This window comes from Streptomyces barringtoniae, from assembly GCF_020819595.1.
In the GTDB taxonomy this organism is placed as follows: Bacteria; Actinomycetota; Actinomycetes; order Streptomycetales; family Streptomycetaceae; genus Streptomyces; species Streptomyces barringtoniae.
Genome location: NZ_JAJHNP010000029.1, coordinates 82,012 through 99,866, shown reverse-complemented (window position 1 = coordinate 99,866; position 17,855 = coordinate 82,012). Strand labels below are relative to the sequence as shown.

Here is a 17,855-nt window from a genome sequence, read left to right as displayed (position 1 = left end):
CGTGCGGCGCCGCGAGGGCTGGAGTGGATTGTATGAGGCTGCCGGTCAGCGCGGCGCAGGTCACCAGGGCGGCCCAGTGCGCGCGTGTCCGTATTCTGGGTCTCAAGAGAGGTTCTTCCCGTTTCTCGTTGAGGTTCCCGTGCCCTTTTGGGCACGACTCGGCCCGTCCGTGGCAGTCACGAGGCTGTGAACGCCCGGGCGGAAGCTTTCTTCGGGCAGGTTCGGCCGGTGGCGTCGAGGAACTGGGCGAGGATGTGCCGGGACCGTGCGCCCAGGACGTTGGCGCGGTCCTGTCTCGCCGGTGCGTTCCATGACGGCCACGAGGTGCTGTTGGCGATACCGACGGCGCCGACGACCGGGCAGACGGCGGCGAGCAGCAGGAACAGCTGACCGAGATCCCGGTTCACGCCCATACGCAGGCCTTTCTGCTCGGGCGGGGGCACGGCCTGCAGGTCTGCGGGGTGATCGTGATCGCTGGACAGGGAATTGGTGAGCATGCCGTCCTGCTGGCAACCGCCCTCAGGGATCTTCTTGCCCTGACGGTTCGACGGCGCCTTCTCCGCCCTGGGATGCACTGCCTTACGGCCCGTCAGTACGGCGATCCCAGCCGGCGACAGGTCCGGGCCGCGCGGACGCTCCGCGGTGTCCGGAGGCAGTTCGTACCCGTACTCGGCAGCAGCCACAGGGTCGCTGGGCCCATACCGGCGCCGACCGGCACGCTCGATCCCCACCGAGTTCTGGTAGGTCTGCGTGTACTGCTGCAGTGGCAGCGCAAGCCGGCGCGGGCGCCTGCCGCTACAGGTAGTGAGAGGACGCATTCTTCAGCGTCGCGTCCGGGTTGTGGCTGGACGAGCGGCCGGAGCCGCAGCGGCAACCCCGATGCTTCTCACGCGCGTGAGGCCCCCCTCGTCCTGATGCAAGCCAGACGGGGGCCAACGCACAGTGAGGTGCAGGCGTGCTGGGTGTATCCCCCGTTGATGGTCAGGCGTCCGCGGAGGGTGGAGTGGTCTGGTCCATCCCGCCGACGCGAGGTCACTCTAGTCACGGCATGCGCACGACAGGCAAGCCTTTACCGGTGGGCTGGCCTGTTTTCGACGGCCACTGTGATCCTCGGCCCGAGGAGCAGGAGGTATTCGTGATCCCGCTTGGCGTTGGCGCGCGGTTCGAGCATGGCGCCGTCGGTGTCGTCGTGCCTCAGTCGGCACTGTGCCTGTCGGACGCCGGCAGCGGTGGCCGTTCGCGCGTCTGCCGGAGAAGGTGGACGTGGAGAAGGTGGACGTACGGAAGCGGCCGAGCGGACTGAGGTGATGCCCGATGGCGGACGAGAGTGTGGACTATCCGGGTCTCATCGTCCCGGTCGGGCATGTCGAGCCGGTGCCGCGGCGCATCCGTGCGCAGGTCGGCGGCCGGTGGGTATGCGACACCCGGCGCGCCTTGTACGTGTGGGAGTGGCCCGGCTACCCGCAGTACAGCATTCCGCTGCGGGACCTGGCCGAGGGCGTCCTGACCGACGACGGCCGCGCCGGCCGGCTGAGCCCCGGCCCCGCACGGCGGCACTCGCTGCACGTCGGCTCCGAGGTCCGTGAGGGTGCGGCATGGGTCTGGGGCGAGGGAGCCCCGGAGGAACTCATCGGCAGCGCCCGTTTCCGGTGGGACGCGATCGACGCGTGGTACGAGGAGGACGAGCAGGTCTTCGTGCACCCGAGGAGCCCTTACACCCGGGTGGACGCGCTGCGCTCGTCCAGCAGCGTGCGCGTCGAGGTGGACGGCACCGTCCTGGCGGACGCGCCGTCCACGGTGAAGCTCTTCGAAACCGGCCTCCCGACCCGCTACTACGTGGAGCGTGCCTATGTCGACTGGACCCGGCTGCGTTCCTCGGAGACGGTGACGGCGTGCCCGTACAAGGGAAGGACCAGCGGGTACTGGTCGTTCGTGAACGGGGCCGCCGTCCATGACGATCTCGCCTGGGCGTACGACTTCCCGACGGTGTCGTGCGCCGCAGTCGCGGGGATGGTCGCCTTCTACAACGAGCATGTCGACCTGTACGTGGATGGCGTCCTGCGCCCGCGGCCCACCGCCCTCTCGCGTGCTCAGTGGGACAAGCAGCAGCGGGCACGTTCCTGAGCCGCTCGCCGGCGCCCACGGATCAGGGTGGACGGCATGTCCGTGGTGGAAGTCCTATTGCGGCTGATCATGTCGGGTGAACGCTTCGATCAGGCCGTGGGCTGTGTTGTTGTCGGAGTCGGCCCCGTGCATCTCGGTACCTTCGAATGCAGCCTCGGCGCTGCGGGGGAACATGGCCCGCTCGTACTCGGTGAGCGCGGCCTCGATGTCGTCGGGGTACGCGGCGAGGGCCTTGCCGAGTTCGGCGCCGTCGAGCATGGCCAGGTTGGCGCCTTCGCCGTTCGGGGCCGCGAGGTGGGCGGCGTCACCGAGCAGGGTCACCCCCGGCACCCGGTCCCACCGGTGCCCGGTCGGCAGGGCGTACAGGGGGCGCAGGACCGGCTCGGTGTCGCTGTCGGTGATCAGCGCGGTGAGCTCCGGCGCCCAGTCGTCGAACTCCGCCGCGATCCGCGCGGTGGCCGCGGCGGCATCGGTGAAATCGATGGCGGCGAACCAGTCCTGAGGCTCGGACAGCCCCACGTAGGCGTGCAGGGTGTCGCCCTTTTCCCGGTGCGCGAAGATCTCCCTGCCCGGCGTCGGCGCGATCATCGACCCGCCGCCGACCGCCTTCGCGGCGGCTGGGTGCCGGGTGTCGGCGTCGAACAGGTAGGTCTCGACCACCGACTTGCCGACGTACTCGGGTGTGGCGGTGGAGAGCAGCGGCCGTACCCGTGACCACGCGCCGTCCGCGCCGACCAGCAGGCCGGTGACGACGGTGGCACCGCCTGCGAACGTCACCTCGTGGCGGCCGTCGCCGAGGGTACGGGTGCCGCCGGCCTTGTACCCCCACTTGACGGAGTCGGCCGGGAGCGAGTCGAGCAGGAGCTGTCGCAGCTCGCCGCGTTGCACCTCAGGGCGTCCGCCCGTGCCGTCATCGGCCTTGTCGAACAGGACGGTCCCGTCCGGATCGAGGACCCGCATCGCCTGACGGCCCTCCAGGATGAGGCCCCTGAACTCGTCCATCAAGTCAGCTGTTTCGAGGGCGAGTTGACCGTTGTAATCGTGGATGTCGAGCATCCCGCCCTGCGAACGCGCGGCCGGGGAGGGCTCCGCCTCGTAGACCGTCGCCGGTATTCCGTGGACGTGCAGGACACGGGCGAGCGTGAGGCCGCCGAGCCCGGCGCCGATGATCGTGACGTCAGTGGTCATAAGGCTTCCTTCCTGATCGCGGACCGCTGGGCGGGCCCCGGCAGGTCACGCCTGGAGCGTCGTTCCAGTGGTTCGGGACGATGAGATGTCGGTGGCCGGTGCCGTTGTTGTTCGGCGCCGACCAGCTCCAAGGTCCCGGCAGCCACCGACAGATCACCGACAGATCACCGACCACCTCCGACAGCCGGCCGACACAGGCCCGGTCCCGATGTACGGCTGGGCCTCACCCTTCCGCGCCGGGCCGACCGCACCAGCAGGTCCCGTTCGGCTCGCTCCCGCTCGCCGGGACAGCCGGGCTTGGTGCCGGCCAGCCTGGGTTCACGCCGCTGCGGAACACGGCGGCCGGCCCGGGAAGCGACGGCACTTGTGCCGCGAACCGGCCCCTGATCCGCCCCACCCGCTGTCGTGGCCCGACCTTCCCCGTGCTAGGTTGCGGCCCTTGATCGTGAAGGTTATGTGGGGGCCTTTCATGAAGCTGGCGCGATTCTCGTCGCCGACCGCCGCAGCGCTGCTCGTGGGACTGACGACTGTCATCGGTCCCGGCGCGGTCGACTCGTACGCGGCGTCGGACATACCGCTGCCGATCGCGCACTTCTCGCACATGGTCGTGGACGAGCCGCACGGACACCTGTTCATCAGCGGCGGCGCCGGCACCGACGGCATTCTCGTCACCGACCTCGACGGCGGGAACCCGGCGGTGATCAGTGGTGAGCCGGGTGCCACCGGTCTCGCCCTCTCCGACGACGGATCGGCGCTGTACGCGGCTCTCCCGGACCAGGACGCGATCGCGGTGATCAGTACGGAGAAGCTGACCGAGTCCGCTCGTTACGGCACCGGCGCGGGTACCCGTCCGGACTCGCTGGCCGTCGCCGGGGGCACCCTCTGGTTCGGCTACGGCACAGCAGGCGTCGGCGGCATCGGATCCGTCGACGGAGCCGGCGCGGTCACTTTGCGGCAGGATTCCGGCAGTTGGGCAGCACCGCCCACGCTGGCGACGACCCCGACGCCCTCCGGCGTACTCGCGGCCGCCGTGCAGACGGGCGACACCTCCGCCTTCGTCACGTACCGGGCCGAGGGCGGTGCACTGACCCGGCAGGCCGCGAAGGCGCTGCCCGTCCCCGACCTGAGCGACTTCGCGGTCACGGCGGACGGGCTGCATCTGGCGGTCCCGTCATTGCAGGGCGCGACCGCCAATCGGTACCGCACCTCGGATCTGGCGGTCGACGGGCAGTTCGCCATGGCGGTGTGGGGCAAGGCTGTCGCCGTGGCCCCGGACGGGACCATGGCCAGTGGCGGCCGCGGAGTCGTGACGTTTCCGGAAACGGGCGAGGGCCTCTACACCGAGTACTACTACGCCCGGGAGCTGAACCCCACCGCACACGGTTTCGCCTGGGCACCGGACGAGAGCCGGGTCTACGGCGTGGCCGTCGACGCCTCCGGGGGAACACCGACGCTCCACATCTCTCGCGACCCGGAAACCGCGCCGGTCACCCTCCACGGAAGCTGGACCACTCCGCTCGCCCCCGGCGAGGCCTACTCGTTCGTGGTGTCGCCCGATTCGACCCTCAGCCTCAGCGCCGGACAATCCCTGCTTCCCGGCACCGTGCGCATCACGCGCCACGACGACGCCGATCCGGACGGCGTGCTCGTCCCGGACCCGACAGCCACCCCGGCAAGGAGCCCGGTCAGCTTCTTCGGCTCCTACCGCGTCGACGGCACGGCACCCCTCACCGGTCAACTGGGCTTCCGCGTCGACTACTCCGGTAGCGGCCACTACGGACCGGCCGGACGGTCCTTCGACATCCCGGTCGCCAAGTACGCACCCGCCATGGCGCTGACCGCTCCCTCCTCCGCAGATCGTGCCGCACCGTTCACCGTCACCGGTCACCTCACCTGGCCGCATGCGCATGTGCCCACCGGCGCGGTCCACGTCGTCAAGACCGACCTGGCGCACCCCTCCGGCTACTCGGTGGGCACCGTGCCCGTCGCCGCCGACGGCAGCTTCGCCTTCCACGACACCCCGCAGGCCGGCGGCGCGAACACGTACGCCTTCACCTACGACGGTGGTACCTCCTACCTCCCGGTCACGGCGTCGGCGAAGGTGCAGGTGTCCCGGGCCACTCCGACCCTGAGTGTCGCGACCGACGCGAAGTCGTACCACTCCGGCGCGACCGTCAAGGTCACCGCGCATCTGGGGACCACGTACAACTCCCGCTACGTGACGCTGTACGACCAGCCCGCGGGCACGTCGCGGACGCAGCTCAAGAGCGGCAAGGTCGACGCGCACGGGAACCTTGTTGCGTATGACAAGATCACCCGCAACACCGTCTTCAGCGCGGCCTTCGCGGGGGACTACCGTTACGCGCCGCGCACGGTGACCACCAGTGCGACCCTCACGCCGACCGTCCGGACGGAGATGCAGTGGCCGCTCTCGACCACCCGCATCGGATCCACCACCTACCAGGTCTTCTACAAGTCCGAAGTCAACATGGGCTTCAACCTTCAGGTCACTCCCCATCAGTCCGGTGGCTGTGTGTCGGTGTACGTCGAGCACTACTACTCGGGGGCCTGGCACCAGGCCACCTCGCAGAGTTGCGTGCCCGTGGACTCCGACGGCTGGTCCGGCTACGGCCGGGCTCTGAAGTTCTTCGCGAGCAACGACCACTACCGCATCCGCGGCCACTACACGCCGCCGGCCAAGGGCGCACAGACAGGCAGTGTGTGGAGCCAGTGGACCTACCTCACCGTCCGCCCCGGCAGCCCCTCATGAGGCCGGGCAGTCCGGGGACGGTTGGCGGCCGGCTCCGGTCCATGGCACCCGAGTAAAGGCAGCGCTTGTGGTTGTGCTCCGGTGCCACGACTGGCTGCTGTGTGTTGCCGCCGTCCGGGGTCGTTGATGTCAGCGACGGGTGTCAGCGGCACAGTTCCGGCACGGGGCAGACCTCCAAAGGCTCGTCCGGCCGGTCGGCCCAGCGCCACCACACATGCCGACCGGAACACCGCCATAGCGTCCGGCAGGTCCGCCGGCCATCGTCCTCCCGCTGAGAGAGGACGAAGCCGCCGAACTTCATGGGCTGGCTGCACTCGGGACAGGCCGGGGGGTCGTCGGTCATGCCGCGCACCCTAACGGAGTGACCGTTTCGTCCCGAAGCAACTTGGGTGGAGGGGCTGCCTTGGGCTCGTGTGCCCGTACCTGCGCTGAGGGTCTGCAGGCGTCAGCGCTCGTCCGCTGTCGTACGCCGGCGTTGTTACGCGGTTGGACACTCGCACAGAAGGGCGGCCAGACGCTTCCATGCCCGAAAGGGCCGCATTCCCGGATCGGGACTCTTTCCCTTCCGAACCCTGCTCCGCTCCCACCACCGGCTGCTGGGACTCATGAGGACCAGGACGCACCCTATCGCCACCACGGACCAGTCCATGAACCGCAGCATCACAACTCCTTTATCAGAGGAGGATCCTCCTCCCGGGGATATTCGCGGTCAAGGGGCCGGCCGGCCGGCGGGTGCGGGTGCCCGCGAGCCACGCACCGGTCCGAGGTGGCGGCGGCCCGTTCCCTGGCCCGTGGCCGCGTGCGCCATTGAGCGCACGCGTGGTGTGTGGTGTCGTACCTCCCGACAGCGCGGGCCGGGTTGTGGGCGGACGCGCGCGGGAGAGGGGGGTACCGTGCCGGATCTTCGGGCGTCCTCGGGGTGGAGTGCCGCCGCCGAGGCCCGGGTGACCTTGGAGCAGTTGCTGTCCGTCGTCGGCACCGGGGCCGTGGAACTGGACACGGCACCCGGCGGTCTCGCGGTGGCCGTCACGGGTGTCGCCGTACTTGACGCGCTGGACCCCGGTGTCCGGCCGCGCGAACTGCTGCTCGCCGTCGGTGTGGACGCGGGCTCGGCCCACGCGGTGGACGTGCTGCGCCGGGCCGGTGAGGCGGGCGCCGCGGGTGTGGTGTTCGGGTCGGACCGACGCGGCGGGGCCGCGGAGGCGCTGCGCTCGGCCGCCCGGGAGACCGGTACGGCGGTGCTGTTCCGCACCCCCTGGTGCTCCTGGGCCCAGCTGGTCGGTGTGCTGCGGGCCGGGCTCGCCTCGGCCGGGGTGCCGCCGCTGCCCGCCGCCCCGGACCTCGCCCCCGGTGACCTCAACGGACTGGCCGACGCGGTGGCCGCCCTCGTCGGTGGCGCGGTGACCGTCGAGGACACCGAGTCGCGCGTGCTGGCGTACTCCTCGACCGAGGAGGACGTGGACGACATCCGACGGCTGACCATCCTCGGCCGCCGCGTGCCGCCCTGGCGCGTCTCGGCGATGCGGGAGGCGGGGTTCTTCGCCGCCCTGTGGGGGACGGACGACGTCCTGTACCGGCGGGCCCAGGGGGAGGACCCCGAGCGCCTGGTGTGCGCCGTGCGGGCGGGCGGTGAGGTCCTGGGGTCCTTGTGGGTGGCCGCGGTCACGGGCCGGCCCCTGGCCCCGGACGCGTCCGAGGTGCTGCGCGCGGCTGCCCGGACTGCCGCCGCGCACCTGCTTCACCATCGCACCCGCGGTGCGGACAGCCGTTTGGCGGAGGACGCGGCGCGCGCCCTGCTGGAGGGCCGCGGTTCGCCCGAGGTGCTGGCGGAGCGGGCCGCGCTGCAGGTCCAGGCGCCGTGCGCCGCCCTGGCCGTGGCCGCCGCGGCCGCGGACGGCGACCCCTCCCGGTGGCACGCGCTGCTGGGGCTGCACTGCGCCGCGTTCGGGCACCGGGCCGTGGTGGTGCCGGCGGGCGGCCGGCTGCTGGTGCTGGTCAGCTCGCTCGACCCCGACCCGGAGCGGGCCGACGGCGAGGTGGAGCGGCTGGGTACGTCGCTGGTCGCGCGGGCCTCGGCGGCCACGGGCACGCAACTGCGCGTGGGGCTCGGCGAGGTGGTGCCGGGGCTGGCGCTGGCGGCCGAGTCCCGCCGGTCGGCCGAGCTGGCCCTGCGGGCCCTGACGTACGCCGGGGGGTCGCGCGCCGTCGGCCGGACCGCGGACGTCGCGGACACGGTCGGCGTCATGCAGGTCGTGGAGGCGCTGCGGGACGTGCCGTTGGCGCGGGGGACGTCGGTGGCGCGGCTGGCCGCGCACGACGCGGAGAGCGGCGGGCGGCTGGTGGAGACGCTGCGCGCCTACCTGGACCACTTCGGTGACGTGGCCGCCGCCTCGCGTGCGCTCGCGATCCATCCCAACAGCCTGCGCTACCGGCTGCGCCGGATCACCCAGGTCTGCGGGCTCGATCTGGACAGCGCGGACGCACGTCTGCTGGCGCAGCTGGAGTTACGGCTGTTACGGCTGCGGGAGCGCGGTGCTGGGAAGGAGTGAAGGCGGCCGGCCCCTCGCCGGCACCCGTGCGCGCCGCATCACGGCGGTAGCCGCTTTCGTGTGCGCGCACCGCGGCGGACGCCGCCTTCGTGCGCGCGCACCAACGTGGGGCGCCGCTTTCGTGAGCGCGCACAACGGCGCGGCCCGGAGTGTGCGATCGCCCGGCCCGGCCGCCGTGGCGGCGGCCCTGTTCCTGCCGACGCGACGAAGACACGGCCGGTGCGCGACGAGCAGCCTGGACATCAGCCGGGACCTGGCCCGGACTCCGTAACCGACTCCGGAAGGCTCGTCATGACCACTGTGTCCCCCGCCGCACGGCGCGAACGCATCCTCCAGCAGGCCGTGGAACAGGGGCTGTTGGACCCGGAGGCGTCCCGGCTCGTCGCGTTCGTCGACCTCGACGGTGTCGCCGCGACCGTTTCGGACCTGTACGACGCCTTCGCCGACTCGCCCGGCGCCCTGCACGCGTTCGCCGCGAAGGCCAACTGCCTGGTGCCGGTGCTGAGGGAGCTGAACGGCCTCGGTATGGGCTGCGAGGTCGCCACCGCCGGGGAGCTGGCCCGGGCGCTGGCGGCCGGATTCCGGCCCGAGCGGATCGTGTTCGACTCGCCGGCCAAGACGAACGACGAGCTTCGGCGGGCGCTGGCACTGGGGGTGGCCGTCAACGTGGACAGCTTCCAGGAACTGGAGCGGATCGACCGGATCCTCGAACACCGCCCTTCCCGCTCGCAGATCGGGGTACGGGTGAACCCGCAGGTGGGTGGTGGCAGCATCGCCGCGATGAGCACCGCCACCAGCACCTCCAAGTTCGGTGTGCCGCTGGCGGACCCGGGCAGCCGCGAGCGGCTGGTGCGGGCGTTCGGCGAGCACCCGTGGCTGACCTGGGTGCACGCGCACACAGGATCGCAGGGCTGCCCGCTCCCCCTGATCGCGGAGGGGGTGGCGCAGGCGGTCGGGTTCGCCGAGCAGGTGGACGCGGTGTACGGAGCCGGCCGGATCGTCGGCATCGACATCGGCGGCGGGCTCCCGGTGAACTTCGCCGGCGACGAGGTCACGCCGTCGTTCGCCGCGTACGTCGGACATCTGAAGAAGTCCGCGCCGCAGCTCTTCACGGACCGCCGCTACCGCATCGTCACGGAGTTCGGGCGGTCCGTGCTGGCGAAGAACGGGTTCATGGCCGCGTACGTCGAGTACACCAAGACCTCCGGTGACCGGCCGATCGCCGTCACCCACGCCGGTGTCCAGGTCGCCACCCGGACCGTGTTCGCGCCGGACGCCTGGCCACTGCGGATCGAGGCGCATGACGCGTCCGGCGGAGCCAAGCGGGGGCCGCTCGTGCGCCAGGACGTCGCGGGTCCCGCCTGCTTCGCCGGGGACCTGCTGGCCGGCGACCGTGCGCTGCCGCTGCTCGAGCCCGGCGACCTCGTCGTCGTACCGGACACCGGCGCCTACTACTTCTCGACGCCGTTCCACTACAACAGCCTTCCCGAACCCGCGGTGCACGGCGTCCGGGTGGACGCGGACGGCCGGATCCGGTTCACGCTCCTGCGTCCCGCCGAGGATCCGTGGGACGTGCCCGGGCACGACGGCGTGGCCGTGGCGGACCTCGAACCGGTGGCCGTGCCGGCCCGCGGCGCCCGGTAGGGGGCGGGCGTGAGCCGGAGCGAACGCGAGCGGCCCGAGGGGGACGGGCCGCTCCTGACCCAGCGTGCGGCGATCGTGTTCCTGCTGGCCGCGCTGGCCGGTGTCGGCGCCACCGTGCTGGCGGCCCTGGCCGGCGACGCGTGGCCGGTCGCCGTGAGCGTCGGCTGCGGCACCGCGGCCACGGCCGTGCTGTTCTTCAAGGAGATCATCGGCTAGGGGGACGCGCGCAGGAAGGGGGGGGACGGGCTCACAGCTTGAGCCCGAACCATGTCGTCTTCCCCTCGTCCGTGGGGCGGACGCCCCAGGCGTCGGCGAGGGCGCGGACGAGGAGCAGGCCGCGGCCGCACTCGTCGTCCTCGGCCGCGACACGCGGCTGGGGCAGGTGGGGGCTGCGGTCGCTGATCTCCACGGTGAGGTCGGTGTCCGTGCGGCACAGGTGCAGGGTGATCGGACCCTCCGCGTGCTGGACGGAGTTGGTGAGGATCTCGGAGAGCAGGAGGCGTGCGTTGTCCATGCGGTTCGTGCAGCCCCAGGCACTGAGCGTCTTGTCGAGGAAGTCGCGGCCCGCCGGAACGGACTCCGGCACCGAGGGCAGGCCCGTCGCGGCCGTGGCCAGCGGAGCCTCGGGCAGCCGGGTCAGCAGGAGCGTGACGTCGTCGTGGCCGTCGGCGTCCGGGAGCATGGTTGACAGGACGTGGTCGGCGGCGGCTTCCAGGTCGGGAGGTGTGGCCGCGAGTTTGTCCAGGGTGGCCACCAAGTGGATGAGCTGGTCCTCGATGTCGGTGCCCGGGGTCTCGATCAGACCGTCCGTGTAGAGCACGAGGGTGGCGCCGCGGGCGATCGTCGTGCAGCACTGTTCGTAGATCACGCCGCCGACGCCGAGGGGCGCGTTCACCGGCGCGGGAAGCGTCCGGGTACTTTCACCGGGAACGGTGACGAGAACCGGCAAGTGCCCGGCCGAGCATATGGTCACCTCGCCCGCGTCGGCGGCGATGGTCAGATAGCAGCAGGTGACCAGTTGGTCGGGGACGTCGAGGTCGGCGACCACGGCCTCCATGGCCTGCATCAGCTGCCGGGGCTGCAACCCGGTCTTTGCCAATGCGTGTGCGGCGGACCGGAGTTGGCCCATGACGGCTGCGGCCTCCAGTCCCCGGCCCATCACGTCGCCGATCAGCACACCGACCCGGCCGGCGCCCAGCGGGATCAGGTCGAACCAGTCACCACCGACACCGGCGCCCTGTGTCGCCGGCCGGTAGCGGCTGGCGGTGGTGAGGCCCGGGATGGCGGGCGGGGTGCCCATCAGACTGCGCTGCAGCGTGAGGGCGATGTGCCGCTGCTGCTCGTACAACTCCGTCAACTCCGCCTCGGCACGTTTCCGGTCGCTGATGTCCCGGACGATCGCGCAGGCTCCGACGACCGCCCCGTTGTGAGCGCGGGTCGGCCACAACGTGACGTCGACGTCGAGCAGCGTGCCGGCTTTGGTGAGGCGCAGTGTCTCGAAGTGCTCGACCTTCTCGCCCTTGCGCAACCGTTCCAGGAGTGCGGTGACCTCGTGGTCCCGCTCGGACGGTGCCAGCATGGACACGTGCCGCCCCAGCACCTCGGACGCCGTGAACCCGTACAGCCGCTGGGCCGCGGCGTTCCAGTACGTGATGTGTCCGTCGAGGGTCTTGGCGAGGATGGCGTCCTGCGAGGACTCCACGAGCGCGGCGAGTTCGTTGATGCGCGCTTCGGCGGCTTTGCGTTCGCTGACGTCGCGTACGGCGGCGGAGACGAGGAGGCCGTCGGCGGTCTCGAGGGGGCTGAGGCTGATCTCGACGGGGAACTCGGTGCCGTCCTTGCGCAGTCCGTACAGTTCGAGGCCGGCGCCCATGGGGCGGACCTGTTGGTTGCGGGCGTAGGCGTTGCGGTGTTCGGTGTGGTGGGGGCGGAAGCGGCCGGGGACGAGGAGTTCGACGGGGCGGCCGAGGAGTTCTTCGCGGCGGTAGCCGAAGAGTGCTTCGGTCTGGGCGTTGACGAGCCGGATCGCTCCGGCGTCGTCGACGATGACCATCGCGTCCGGCGCAGCCTCCAGCAGGCCGCGGAACCTCTCCTCCGCGGCTTTGCGTTCGCTGACGTCGCGTACGGCGGCGGAGACGAGGAGGCCGTCGGCGGTCTCGAGGGGGCTGAGGCTGATCTCGACGGGGAACTCGGTGCCGTCCTTGCGCAGTCCGTACAGTTCGAGGCCCGCGCCCATGGGGCGGACCTGTTGGTTGCGGGCGTAGGCGTTGCGGTGTTCGGTGTGGTGGGGGCGGAAGCGGCCGGGGACGAGGAGTTCGACGGGGCGGCCGAGGAGTTCTTCGCGGCGGTAGCCGAAGAGTGCTTCGGTCTGGGCGTTGACGAGCCGGATCGCTCCGGCGTCGTCGACGATGACCATCGCGTCCGGCGCAGCCTCCAGCAGGCCGCGGAATTTCTCCTCCGCGGCTCCCGGTGCACCTGTCCGGCTCTCGGCGCCGCACGGACACTTCTGCTGTCCCACCACGCCGGCGGGATCGGGTGGAAATGCACCGGCCAAGCCACTCATTTTCGTCCTCGCCCCGGGCTCACGATGAGAACGGTCATCTCATCGGAACAACAACGGCTCCGCGGCCGTATGTCGCTTAGTGGCTGCACAACGGTCGAACGTGTCCGCCGAAGGCGAACCGGTGACCGCTCCAAGGCGGCGTCCGCCCGGTCGCACAGGAGCGTGTCGGGCGTCTCGGGTGCGGCACGTTCGACCTGGCCGTCGGCCGGCGTGGTTCAGGGCAGGGCCGGGGCACCGGGCGGTCGCTGCTCCCGGTCGGCTGCGTCACCGCCGTACGTCGGTTACGTTGGTAAAGCACCTGGCCAGAGGGGGGTAACAAGCCGTAACCCACCGAGGACGCTCCATGACCGGCGTGATCGTCGTGCTGCTGTTGGTGGTCCTGGCCACCGCTGTGGCGACCGGTGCCCGGCGCTGGAGCCTGCCCGCCCCCTCGCTCCTCGTGGTCGCGGGTCTGGTCGTGGGGCTGATGCCCTGGGTTCCCGAGGTCCGCCTGCCGCCTCACGTGATCAACGTGCTGGTGCTGCCACCGCTGCTCTACGCCTCGGCCGGGGAAATCTCCCTCCGCGACCTGCGCACCGTGTGGCGGCCCGTGACGGGCCTGGTCTTCGGCCTGGTCCTCGCCTCGGCCCTCGCCGTCGGGTACGTGGCCCATGCGATCACGCCGCTCACCGCCGCGACCGCGTTCATCCTCGGCTCCGTCCTGGCCAGCACCGACCCCGTGGCCGTGACCGCGCTCGGCCGGCGCCTGTCACTCCCACCGGGCGTGCAGGCCATGGTGCAGGCGGAAAGCCTGTTCAACGACGCCACCTCACTGGTCCTGTACAAGGTCGCCGTGGCCACCGTGGTGTCCGGCAGCACCATCAGCGTGCCCGGGACCGCCCTGCAGTTCCTGATCCTTGCAGGCGGAGGAGCCCTCATCGGGGCGGCGGTCGCCGCAGTGGTGACCCTGATCCGCAGACGGACCGACGACCCCATGCTGGAGACCGTCATCGCGTTGGTCACGCCCTACGCCTCCTACGTCATCGCGGAGCAGTCGCACACCTCCGGCGTGACCGCAGTCATCGTGTCCGGGGTCGTCCTCGGCAGCACCGGCCACAAGCTCGGCGACGCCCCCGTCCGCCTCCAGGTCCGCGCCGTCTACGACACCGTGACCTTCCTGCTGGAGAGTGTCGTCTTCGCCCTGATCGGGCTCGAGCTGCCTTCGGCCGTCCGTCATCTCGCGCGCGACGAGCACGGCTGGCCGCTGTGGGTGCCGGTGATCGCCTTCACTCTGCTGGCGATCCGCCTGTTGTGGATCTTCCCGCTGTCCGCCCTGATCCACCACCGGCACAGGGAGGGCGACAACCGCCTCTCCTGGCGGGTTCCGGCGGTCCTGTCCTGGGCGGGGACCCGAGGCGTCATGCCGCTGGCGGCCGCGCTCTCCATCCCCCTGGTCACCCACACAGGGGCGCCGCTGCCGCACCGGGCGCTCATTCTCACGCTCACCACCGGGACCGTCGCGCTCACTCTCGTCTTCCAGGGTTTCACCCTGGCCCCCGTCGTCCGCCGCTCCGGCATCGCTCTGGAACCGGAGCACACCGCCCGCGAGGAGGCCCGGACCCGCCGGCGCATCGCCCGCGCCGCTCTCGAGGAGCTCAAGCTGCTCGGCGATCCGGATCAGCTCGCCGACCTGGGTGCCGCCGCCGAGGCCGCCCTGAAACAGGCCCGCCACCATCTGGAAACGCGCATCCACCAGGTGGAAGACGCCCATTACAGCGACCCGGACGCCCGCCCCGCCGACGCCTACCGCGAGATACGCCGGACACTCATCGCCATCGAGGCGGCCGAACTCCATCGCCTCTACGAAGCCAACAAGATCAGCGACGCCACCCGGCGCCGGATCCAGCACGAACTCGACCTCGAAGAAGCCAGCCTCCGCCCCCGCGACTGACGGCCGGCTTCAGCGCCCCGCTCATACGCCGATGGGGCGCTCGACAAGACCGCGGCGGCGGTACGAATCGAGTTCAGTGGTCCAGGCGGAGCCGGCCGTGCCGAACCCGTGAACCACCCGCGGAAACCCTGTGGAAGCGGTGTCGGTGGTCCCGCTTATGCTGCACCCGAAGATCACGCGGAACCTGGGGAGGGCGCGGCATGTTCGACAAGCTGTTCGGCAGGAGCGGGGGGAGACCGGCAGCGGATCCGTACGCCCTTCCCGTCCCGCGAAGGCAGAAGAACGGGATGTACACGCTGCGTGCGCTGGGAGACGCGCGGGTGCTCGCGCTGGTGGAGGCGGCCGGCGCGGGTGACTGGGCGGCGGTCAGGGCGGCGCTGGACCCCTTCGATCCCGGCCGCGACCATCAAGTCCTCGGTGAGCTGGCCGACCTGGACGGTGTGCAGGACTGGATCGGCCGGGCCGTCGAGGAGGACAAGGAGCACCGGGCGACGGCCCTGCTGATATCCGGGGCGCGCCACATCAACTGGGGCTGGGAGGCACGCACCCGCGCGCTTGCCGTGGACGTCACGCCGGAACAGTGGCGGGTCTTCCACCAGCGGCTCCACATCGCCGAGGAGCAGCTGTTCGAGGCCGCCGAGTTGCGGCCGGAATGGGTCACGCCGTGGCGCTGTCTCCTCACCTCCGGCCGCGGCATGTCGCTGGGCCCCGCGGTCAACGAGACCCGGCGCGACGCCGCCCTGCGCCGCGACCCGCTGGACCTGGACACCCACGTCGAGTGGGTGTCGCAGTTGCAGCCCCGGTGGGGCGGCGAGCCGGGCCAGGCCCTGGCGTTCGCCCGGGAGGCGTTCGCCGGGGCCCCCGAGGGCCATCGCCTCGGCTGTGTGATCGCCATCGCGCACATCGAGGACTGGGTCGAGTCCGACCGTGACAACTGCCTCATCACCCCCGAGATCCAGGACGAGTTGCTGGACGCGGCCGAGCGCAGCATCCTCCACCCCGCCTACGTGCGTCGCCCGGGCTGGCAACAGGACTTCAACATGTTCGCCATGGCCCTGTCCCTGGCCGCCGAGCGCATCGCGTTGCCGCGCGTCTTCCACGAGCTGCAGGGTGCCTACACCTCGTGGCCGTGGAGGTACATGGCGAAGCCGGAAGAGATGTACGCCCGCGCCCGGCGCAACGCCTGAACCCGCCACCCCACCCGCCGCCTGTCGCTCACCTCACCCCGGACTGCCCGATGACTCTGCCCGAAACCCCGTTGAGCCCGGCCGGCGCCGACCGCACCTTCCAGGTGGATCTGCGCGGCCTCGTCGACCTCCTCTCCCACCACCTCTACTCCAGCCCCCGCGTCTACCTGCGCGAACTCCTGCAGAACGCGGTGGACGCGCTGACCGCACGGCACGGCCTCGAACCGGCCGCCCCCGCCGACGCGTTCGGCATCCGCCTGTACGCCGACGGTTCGGTGGTCCGGGTCGAGGACGACGGTGTCGGCCTCACCGAGGCCGACGTGCACACCTTCCTCGCCACGATCGGCCGCAGCAGCAAGCGCGCCGACGGGATCGCCGAGCAACGCGCCGACTTCATCGGCCAGTTCGGCATCGGCCTGCTCTCCTGCTTCCTGGTCGCGGACGAGATCCACGTCCTGAGCCGTTCCGCCCGCACCCCGGGCGCCCCCGCCGTGGAGTGGCGGGGCCGCGGCGACGGCAGCTACACCGTCCGCACCCTGCCCGCCTCCGCCCGCCCCCAGCCCGGCACCACCGTCACGCTGACGCCCCGCGCCGACGCGGGCGAATGGACCCGGCCGCTCCAGGTGCAGGCGCTCGCCCGGCACTTCGGCTCCCTGCTGCGCCACCCGGTGAGCTTCGACGGCGGCACGGGCGGCCCGGGCTCGGCCGTCAATCCCGAGCCCGCCCCCTGGGCGCGCACGTACCCCACGCCGGGAGCCCGCTCCCGCGCGCTCGCCGCGTACGGCGAAGACGTCTTCGGGTTCACGCCGCTGGACACCATCGAGCTGGACCTGCCGGCCGTGGGCCTGAAGGGCATCGCGTGCGTGCTGCCCGAGGCGGTGCCGGCCGGGCGCCGCCACGGCCACCGCGTGCACGTCAAGGGCATGCTGCTGTCCGAGCAGGCCCAGGAGATCCTGCCCGAGTGGGCGTTCTTCGTCCGCTGCGTCGTCGACGCCGAGAGCCTGCGCCCGACGGCGTCCCGCGAGTCCCTGTACGAGGACGACACCCTCGCCGCGGTCCGTGACGCCCTCGCCGAACGGCTGCGCGCGTGGATCGCCCGGACCGCCGCCAGCGACCCGGAGCTCCTCGGCCGCTTCCTCCAGGCCCACCACCTGGCCGTGAAGTCGCTGGCGGTGCACGACGACGAGATCCTGCGGATGCTGCTGCCGTGGCTGCCGTTCGAGACCACCGACGGACACGCCACGCTGGACGAGTTCGCGCGCACCCACCGCACCGTGCTCGTGACGTCCAGCGTGGAGGAGTTCCGGCAGGTCGCGGCGATCGCCTCGGCCGCCGGGCTCGGCGTCGTCAACGGCGGCTACACCTACGACCGTGAACTGGTCCACCGGCTGCCGGAGATCAGGCCGGAGGTCAGCGTCGCCGACCTCGATCCGGCGACGCTCACCGCCCACCTCGACCCCGTCGACCGGGAGACGGAACTGGCCGCCGCGGCCTACCTCGCCCTGGCCCGCGACGCCCTCTCCGTCTTCGACTGCGACGTCGCGCTGCGCACCTTCCAGCCCGCCTCCGCCCCGGCCCTCCTCCTCGACAGCCGCGAGGCCCGGCACGAGCGCACCCGTTCCCAGCTCGCCCGCGAGCAGCAGGGCGGCCTGTGGGGTGACATCCTCGGCCACCTGCGTCAGGAGGCCCCGCGGGCCCAGCTGATCCTCAACCAGCTCAATCCGCTGGTCCGTACGGCCGTCACCATCGACGAACCCGAACTGGCCCGCACCAGCGCCGAAGCCCTCTACGGGCAGGCCGCGATGCTGTCCCGGCGCCCGCTCCGGCCCGCCGAATCGAGCCTCATCAACCGCTCCTTCCTCGACCTTCTCGCCCACGCCCTCCGCAAGGACAGCTGACG

The 17,855-nt window shown here is 71.5% G+C and carries 10 protein-coding genes and 1 pseudogene; 8 read left to right on the top strand and 3 right to left on the bottom strand.

Going from position 1 to position 17,855, the window contains the following annotated elements; genetic code table 11:
- Window positions 1-224: 224 nt before the first annotated feature.
- Window positions 225-467, bottom strand: a pseudogene (locus LMU33_RS42125) (ABC transporter permease); the annotation flags it as partial.
- Between the two features lie 847 nt (window positions 468-1,314).
- Here LMU33_RS42125 and LMU33_RS37170 point away from each other — a divergent pair.
- A complete protein-coding gene (locus tag LMU33_RS37170) occupies window positions 1,315-2,124 on the top strand; it encodes a DUF427 domain-containing protein (protein ID WP_228625807.1) in 810 nt (269 codons plus the stop codon).
- Window positions 2,125-2,178: 54 nt separating this feature from the next.
- Here the strand turns inward: LMU33_RS37170 and LMU33_RS37165 are convergent, their stop codons facing one another.
- Window positions 2,179-3,312, bottom strand: a complete 1,134-nt coding sequence (locus LMU33_RS37165) for an FAD-dependent oxidoreductase (protein ID WP_228625805.1) — start codon at window positions 3,310-3,312, stop codon at window positions 2,179-2,181.
- Window positions 3,313-3,781: 469 nt separating this feature from the next.
- Between LMU33_RS37165 and LMU33_RS37160 the strand changes: the two genes are divergently transcribed.
- The 4 genes from LMU33_RS37160 (at window position 3,782) to LMU33_RS37145 (ending at window position 10,491) form a co-directional block, all read left to right on the top strand.
- On the top strand, window positions 3,782-6,082 hold the full coding sequence (locus LMU33_RS37160; protein ID WP_228625803.1) for a YncE family protein: 2,301 nt from the start codon (window positions 3,782-3,784) through the stop codon (window positions 6,080-6,082).
- Window positions 6,083-6,975: 893 nt separating this feature from the next.
- Window positions 6,976-8,631, top strand: coding sequence for a helix-turn-helix domain-containing protein (locus tag LMU33_RS41785; protein WP_228625801.1), 1,656 nt, complete (start codon window positions 6,976-6,978; stop codon window positions 8,629-8,631).
- 291 nt (window positions 8,632-8,922) lie between these two features.
- Window positions 8,923-10,275: a type III PLP-dependent enzyme domain-containing protein gene (locus LMU33_RS37150; RefSeq protein WP_228625799.1), complete on the top strand. Its 1,353-nt coding sequence runs from the start codon at window positions 8,923-8,925 to the stop codon at window positions 10,273-10,275.
- Window positions 10,276-10,284: 9 nt separating this feature from the next.
- Entirely contained in the window at window positions 10,285-10,491 is a 207-nt protein-coding gene (locus LMU33_RS37145) for a hypothetical protein (RefSeq protein ID WP_228625797.1), read from the top strand.
- Between the two features lie 31 nt (window positions 10,492-10,522).
- Here the strand turns inward: LMU33_RS37145 and LMU33_RS37140 are convergent, their stop codons facing one another.
- Window positions 10,523-12,838 (bottom strand): SpoIIE family protein phosphatase, encoded by a 2,316-nt coding sequence (locus LMU33_RS37140; protein WP_372478128.1) that lies wholly within the window; start codon window positions 12,836-12,838, stop codon window positions 10,523-10,525.
- A gap of 343 nt (window positions 12,839-13,181) precedes the next feature.
- Between LMU33_RS37140 and LMU33_RS37135 the strand changes: the two genes are divergently transcribed.
- The 3 genes from LMU33_RS37135 (at window position 13,182) to LMU33_RS37125 (ending at window position 17,853) form a co-directional block, all read left to right on the top strand.
- Entirely contained in the window at window positions 13,182-14,768 is a 1,587-nt protein-coding gene (locus LMU33_RS37135; protein WP_228625794.1) for a Na+/H+ antiporter, read from the top strand.
- 200 nt (window positions 14,769-14,968) lie between these two features.
- Window positions 14,969-15,955, top strand: a complete 987-nt coding sequence (locus tag LMU33_RS37130) for a hypothetical protein (protein ID WP_228625792.1) — start codon at window positions 14,969-14,971, stop codon at window positions 15,953-15,955.
- 50 nt (window positions 15,956-16,005) lie between these two features.
- Window positions 16,006-17,853: an HSP90 family protein gene (locus tag LMU33_RS37125; RefSeq protein ID WP_228625790.1), complete on the top strand. Its 1,848-nt coding sequence runs from the start codon at window positions 16,006-16,008 to the stop codon at window positions 17,851-17,853.
- The last annotated feature ends 2 nt before the right edge of the window (window positions 17,854-17,855 follow it).